The sequence below is a fragment of the Arthrobacter sp. Cr_A7 genome (genome assembly GCF_029222765.1).
GTDB lineage: Bacteria > Actinomycetota > Actinomycetes > Actinomycetales > Micrococcaceae > Arthrobacter.
The window spans coordinates 1-6835 of sequence record NZ_JARHXQ010000110.1 but is presented as its reverse complement, the minus strand read 5'-3'; the positions used below and the strand labels follow the sequence as shown (position 1 = coordinate 6835).

At 65.9% G+C, this 6835-nt stretch carries 5 protein-coding genes; 3 read left to right on the top strand and 2 right to left on the bottom strand.

The window, feature by feature from the left end:
* Window positions 1–43: 43 nt before the first annotated feature.
* The 3 genes from P2Q66_RS06820 (at window position 44) to P2Q66_RS06810 (ending at window position 4967) form a co-directional block, all read left to right on the top strand.
* A complete protein-coding gene (locus tag P2Q66_RS06820; RefSeq protein ID WP_275726580.1) occupies window positions 44–3274 on the top strand; it encodes an efflux RND transporter permease subunit in 3231 nt (1076 codons plus the stop codon).
* A 113-nt stretch (window positions 3275–3387) separates the two neighbouring features.
* Window positions 3388–4497, top strand: coding sequence for an LLM class flavin-dependent oxidoreductase (locus P2Q66_RS06815; RefSeq protein ID WP_079597720.1), 1110 nt, complete (start codon window positions 3388–3390; stop codon window positions 4495–4497).
* Window positions 4497–4967, top strand: coding sequence for a MarR family transcriptional regulator (locus tag P2Q66_RS06810; protein ID WP_079597719.1), 471 nt, complete (start codon window positions 4497–4499; stop codon window positions 4965–4967). The genes P2Q66_RS06815 and P2Q66_RS06810 overlap by 1 nt, the downstream gene beginning before the upstream one ends.
* Window positions 4968–5004: 37 nt before the next feature.
* Here P2Q66_RS06810 and P2Q66_RS06805 read toward each other — a convergent pair whose 3' ends face one another.
* Complete coding sequence (locus tag P2Q66_RS06805) at window positions 5005–5811, bottom strand: transglutaminase family protein (RefSeq protein WP_275726577.1); 807 nt, start codon at window positions 5809–5811, stop codon at window positions 5005–5007.
* Between the two features lie 74 nt (window positions 5812–5885).
* On the bottom strand, window positions 5886–6707 hold the full coding sequence (locus P2Q66_RS06800; RefSeq protein ID WP_275726575.1) for a hypothetical protein: 822 nt from the start codon (window positions 6705–6707) through the stop codon (window positions 5886–5888).
* Window positions 6708–6835: the final 128 nt, after the last annotated feature.

Sequence of the window (6835 nt, the reverse complement as noted above, 5' to 3'; positions counted from 1 at the left end):
ATCGGGTCCGCACCAGTTAGTCAACCCCACAGGAGTTCATGCGATGTTCCGGCTGGCACACCTTTCACTGGCGAACCGGGCGCTGATCGCACTGATCACTGTTTTCGCTTCCGTTTTCGGCGTAATCACCATGTCGTCGCTGAAGCAGGAGCTCATTCCCTCCATTGAGTTCCCCCAGATCACGGTGCTGACTGCCATGCCGGGGGCCTCTCCGGAGGTGGTGGACAAACAGGTCAGCGGGCCGCTGGAGACTGCACTGAACGGCGTGGAGGGGCTGGAATCCACCTCCTCCACGTCGCGCAACGGGGTTTCGCAGATCACCATGGTCTTCACCTACGGTTCCAACCTGGACCGGGCACGGAACCAGATCGACCGGGCCATCTCCAACGCCAAGCGGTCCCTGCCGGAGGACGTCCAGCCGCAGGCCATTGCGGGCAGCATCAGCGACTTCCCCATCGTGTTCCTCGCGGTGTCTTCGGACAAGACCCTCAGTGAACTGAATGCGGACCTCCAGCGGCTGAGCGTGCCCCGGCTGCAGAAGATCGACGGCGTCCGGGGCGCTGATGTCACAGGCGGCGCCTCCCAGCACATCGAGATCCTCCCCCGGAGCGACGCCATGGCGTCTGCCGGGGCGTCCATTACGTCCATCCGGGATGCGCTGGCAAACAACGGCGCGCTGGTGCCGGCCGGAACGCTGGAGGAACAGGGCAAGACGCTCTCGCTGCAGATCGGCAGTCCCGTCGATTCGCTCGACGCCATCAAGGCCCTCCCGTTATCCGGAGCGAAGAATGCGGTCACCATCGGCTCAGTGGCGGACGTGTCCCTCCAGGACGACGAGCGGACGTCCATCACCCGCACTAACGGGACCGAAACCTTGGCCGTGTCCGTCACCAAGAAACCCGAGGGTGACACGGTGGGCATTTCGCACGCAGTGCGGGACACCCTGGACGAACTGGAGGCAGAGCTCGGCTCCAACGCGAAGTTCACTCCGGTCTTCGACCAGGCACCCTTCATCGAAAAATCCATCAAGGACCTCACCACCGAAGGGCTGCTGGGGCTGGGCTTCGCCGTCGCCGTCATCCTGGTCTTCCTGATGTCCGCACGCTCCACCCTGGTCACCGCGGTATCCATCCCGCTGTCCCTGCTGATCACCTTCATCGGGCTCTCAGCCACCGGCTACTCGCTCAACATCCTCACTTTGGGTGCGCTCACCATCGCCATTGGCCGCGTGGTGGACGACTCGATCGTCGTCATCGAGAACATCAAGCGCCACCTTACCTACGGCGAGGACAAGGTCACCGCCATCCTCACGGCCATCCGCGAAGTGGCCGGCGCCATCACGGCCTCCACACTCACCACCGTTGCCGTATTCCTGCCCATTGCCTTCGTCGGCGAGCTGGCAGGTGAGCTGTTCCGGCCCTTCGCCCTGACCGTCACCATGGCGCTGCTCGCATCCCTGCTGGTCTCGCTGACCATTGTTCCGGTGCTCGCCTACTGGTTCCTCCGGACCCCCGGTGCCTCCGGAAGCTTCCAGCCTGATTCCCCCGCTGCCCGGTCATTTGCCGCGGAGGCGCGGGCGAAGGCCCAGGAAGCCGAACAGCGCAGCAGGCTGCAGCGGGGCTACCTGCCCATCCTCAGTAAGACGCAGAAGCACCCCGTCATCACCCTGGTGGCAGCAGTCCTGGTTCTCGGCGCCACCGCCGCCATGACTCCGCTGCTGGCCACCAACCTCCTGGGCAATTCGGGCCAGAACAGCCTGACGGTCCGCCAGGTGCTGCCGGCCGGAACCAGCCTGGCGGACACCAGTGCCGCGGCCATCCGCCTTGAGGAGGTCCTGCGCGGGATCGACGGCGTCAAGGACGTCCAGGTAACATCCGGCAACGCGCAGGCCGGCTTCGCCGCCCTCATCTCCACCGGCTCCTCCAACTCGACGTTCACCGTGGTGACCGACGAGAAGGCAGACCAGGCGCAGCTGCAGGATACTGTCCGTTCGGAGCTGGCCAAGGTACCGGATTCCGGCAAGGTATCCGTGGGAACGCAGCAGGGCGGCTTCGGCACGTCCTCCACCGTGGATATCACCCTCAAAGCCGCCACCACGGCGGATCTGCAGGCAGCCAGCGACACGATGGTCGAAGCGATGAACGGTGTGCCCGGCACCAGTGAAGTGGCAACCAACCTTGCCGCCACCCAGCCGGTGGTGCAGGTCAAGGTGGACAGGGCCAAAGCCGTGGCCGCCGGCCTCAACGAGGAGCAGGTTGCCGGCGTCCTGGCATCCACCATCAGCCCCATCCCGGCAGGGGAAGTACGGATTGACACTGATGACTTCCCCGTCCAAATCGGCAAGGGCACCAGATTCACCAGCATCGAAGCCGTCCGGAACATTCCGCTGCCGGCAGGGGGCGCCCCCGTCACCCTGGGCAGCATCGCCTCCGTGGAGCAGGTGGAGGTCCCTGTTTCCATCACCGCCAGCAACGGCCAGCGGACCGCACGGGTGTCCGTGACGCCGTCGGGGTCCAACCTTGGAGCGGTCAGCGCCGAAGTCCAGAAGCGGCTCGCGGACGTGCAGTTGCCGCCGGGCGTCACGGCGGAAATCGGCGGAGCGACAACCCAGCAGGCCGAGTCCTTCAGACAGCTTGGCCTGGCCCTGCTGGCGGCCATCGCCATTGTGTACGTCATTATGGTGGCCACCTTCAAGTCCCTTATCCAGCCGCTGATCCTGCTGGTCTCGGTTCCGTTCGCTGCCACCGGAGCCGTGGCGTTGCTCCTGGTGACCGGCGTCCCGCTGGGCCTGCCGTCCCTGATCGGCATGCTCATGCTGGTGGGCATCGTTGTCACCAATGCCATCGTGCTGATCGACCTGATCAACCAGTACCGGCAGCCGCGGGACGGACAGCCGGGCATGAACGTTGCCGACGCCATCACCCATGGCGCCCGGCAGCGCCTCCGGCCCATCCTGATGACCGCACTGGCAACCGTGTTTGCCCTGACACCCATGGCCATGGGGCTCACCGGCGGCGGAGGCTTCATCTCGCAGCCGCTGGCGGTAGTGGTGATCGGCGGCCTGATCTCATCCACCGCCCTGACCCTGGTCCTGGTCCCGGTCCTCTACAGGCTGGTGGAGGGCCGGCGCGAGAAAAAGGCCCTGCTGCGGGAGCTTCAGGAACGTCCCGAATTCGGGGCTGCCACCGATGTGGACGAGGAATTCCAGGACTGGACCACCGGCATGGTTCCGAAGGTCAGCGGACGCCGGGCGGCTCCCGGCAGCACCGAGTAAAACAGCGGAATATTTTCGTGCGGAATGCGTTATATCCGTCGATAGATGCAAATGCATCTAAATTGGTCTACACTGGAACCAAGCCAGCAAGTCCACGAACGGAAAGGCACATCATGCAGATCGGTGTTTTCAGCGTCAGCGACATCACCACGGACCCCACCACGGGCCGGACCCCCACCGAGAACGAGCGCATCAAGGCCTCCGTTGCCATCGCCAAAAAGGTCGAAGAAATCGGCATGGATGTCTATGCCCTGGGTGAGCACCACAACCGGCCGTTCTTCTCCTCCTCCCCCACCACTACCCTCGCCTACATCGCCGCGCAGACCGAACGCATCACGCTATCCACGGCCACCACGCTGATCACCACGAATGATCCGGTCAAGATTGCCGAGGACTTCGCCATGCTCCAGCACCTTGCAGACGGGCGCGTTGACCTGGTGCTGGGCCGCGGCAACACCGCCCCGGTCTACCCGTGGTTCGGGAAGAACATCCAGGACGGCGTGGAACTGGCCATCGAAAACTACAGCCTGTTGCGCCGGCTCTGGGACGAGGACACCGTCAACTGGTCGGGCAAGTTCCGCACGCCGCTCCAGAACTTCACCTCCACCCCGCGCCCGCTCGACGGCGTCGCCCCCTTCGTCTGGCACGGCTCCATCCGCACCCCGCAGATCGCGGAGGTGGCTGCCTACTACGGCGACGGATTCTTTGCCAACAACATCTTCTGGCCCAAGGAGCACTACCAGCAGCTGATTGGCCTTTACCGTGAGCGCTACGAGCACTACGGGCACGGCAAGGCGGACCAGGCGATCGTGGGCCTGGGCGGCCAGTTCTTCATGCGGAAGAACTCCCAGGATGCCGTGAAGGAATTCCGGCCCTACTTCGACAACGCTCCCGTCTACGGGCACGGACCGTCGCTGGAGGACTTCACATCGCAGACACCGCTGACAGTCGGCAGCCCCCAGGAAGTCATCGAAAAGACCCTGACGTTCCGTGAGTACTTCGGGGACTACCAGCGGCAGCTGTTCCTGATTGACCACGCCGGGCTTCCGCTGAAGACCGTGCTGGAGCAGCTGGATCTGTTCGGCGAGGAAGTCCTTCCCGTCCTGCGCAAGGAGTATGCTGCCCGGAAGCCGGCGCACGTCCCCGAGCCGCCCACCCATGCAGCCCGCGTGGCCACGCTGCTGGCCTCGCAGGACGCCGAGAAGACCTCCGCGGAGGCGTGATGGCTGCCGGAGGATCGGAATCACCCGTCCGCCTTGCCGCGGAGACCTGGGAGTCGCTGTTCCGGGCACAGGTGGCGGTCATGCGGAAGCTGCAGTCGGGCCCGGCCTTCCGGAAGCTCGCGGTGAATGAGTACGACGTCCTGTTCACGCTCTCCCGCTGCCCGTCCGGCTGGCTCCGGCTCAACGAGCTCAACGACAACGTCCTGTTGAGCCAGTCCAGCCTGAGCCGGCTGGTGGAGCGGCTGGAGAAGCGGGGGCTGGTGGCCAGGATGCCGGCCCCGGAGGACGGCCGCGGCGTGCTGCTGAAACTGACCGACGAGGGGCGGGAACTCCAAAAGGAGATTGGCCGCGAGCACGTGCGTGACATCTCCGCGCTGGTGGGCCCGGCCCTCACCGCTGCGGAGCAGAAGGAACTCCGAAGGCTGACCGACAAGCTTCGGAGCTCCCTGGGCCCGCGCCCGCCCCGCTAGGCAGCAGCACGCGTGGGCCCCGGCAGGCGCTGGCCAGTCAGCCCAGTTGCACCAGCCGGGCAGGGTCCTCCACAGGCAGGTCGCCGTTCACCACGGCGGTGACCCCGAGCTGGTTCAGGACCAGGCTGCCGCCCACGGTGGACAGGAAGGCTGTGTCGGACGAGTCCCGGCCGGCCGTGATGCGCAGCATCGACTCCCGCGGGGCCAGCCCCGTGGGGTCGATGACGTGCCAGGCACCGTCCACGTAGGCCTCGGTTACCGCGTGGAAGTCCATGGGGCTGAGGCCGGGCGCGTAGACAGCCGCCAGCCGCGCCGGGATGTCCTTTGAGCGAAGCAGGGCGATGGCCAGGTGTGCAAAGTCCCGGCACACGCCGCGCCGGCTGAGGAGCGTTTCCACCGCGCCGTCCGTGCCCCGGGATGAGCCGCTGAGGTAGCGCAGCTCGCCGTGGACCCAGTTGCGTACCGCATGCAGCAGGTCGCTGCCCTGCACAGAGTCGAATTCCGCATAGGCGGTGGGCAGCAACCGGTCTGATTCCGCGTACCTGCTGGGGCGGACGTACCGGATGCGGTCCGCCAGGTCTGCGTCCTCCGGTTCCGCCCTGCCGGCCACGGTGGCCGAGTACTCCACGGTCACGTCCGCGGGCTCCGCGAACTCCATGTAGTGGAGCCGGCCGCCGTGGTGGTCGGAGACCTCGGTGAGCGGGACCTGTTCGCCGCCGGCCATCACGGACAGGGATTCCTCAAACGAGGAGTAGCCGCTGTTCCTCGCTACGGCGATGGCCATGGCCACCTTGGTGTTGGCTACGGTTCGAAAGGCCAGGCGTGCGGAAACAGAGCGTTCCATGAATCTCCGGGGGTATCGGCGTCGGAAGGAAAGCCGCCGTTTGCCCCGGCACCTGTGGGAGCCGGAAACGGGGACTAGTTTTTGATCTCCAGAGACATTAGCATCCGCTGGACGTTCGCGAATTCCGAATTTTCGCCGGTGTACTCAGCGGCCTGGCCCAGGGTGTCGAACGCCTTTGCCGGAGCCACCTTTTCATCCGGCGCGAAAGGCTTCAGGGACACAACGTCGCCGAACGACCAGTCTCCCTTGCCGGCCGGTCCGCGCACCACATTCCGAAGCTCGCAGGCCTGGTTGTCCGCACCGCCCACAACGTTGGTGATGCCGTAGGAACCGAAATACCGGTAGCCCTGGATGACGCGGAAGACCATACGCGGCGGGATGGTCCCTTCACCGCCCTCGGCGGATACGTCCACGGGAACGCTGCTGATCACCGTATATGCCTTCCGGGAGCCTTCCGGGCATTCAGCGGACGACGGCGGCAGGCCCGTCCGCAGGGCAGCGACGTACGTGCCGTCGGGCTTCTTCACCTCGATCTTGAGCGCTCCGGGCAGGGTGCCTTCCTCCGGGGCCACCGATTGGGCGATCCACTCCTGCGGCAGTTCGAAACTCACCGTCTTTGCGGGATCCGAGAATGTCTTCCAGGCAGAGGCGGTGGCAGCACCCTGCGGCGTTGCGGAAGCGGAAGCATCGCCGGTGGCTGACGGCGTTGCCCCGGCAGACGGGCTCGAGGTTCCGGAGGCCTGCGGCAGTTCCGAGGTGTCCGGCTGCACTGTCGAACCAGGCTGCGCCGTCCAGCCCGGACCGCTGCCCTGCGGACTTGAGCAGGCCGCCAGGACAAGCGCGACCGCCAGCAGTGGTGCCCCGGACAGGACTGTCTTTGATGCCTTGCCTCTCATGAAGCCAGCCTAGCCGCGGAGCCTATGCCGGCCGTCCACCCGGCGGGCGTTTCCTGCCAGGTCCCGCGGGCCGGAACCGGCGCACCCGCGGGGCGTGTCGCCGTCGGACGGGTGTGCCTGCCCCGGGG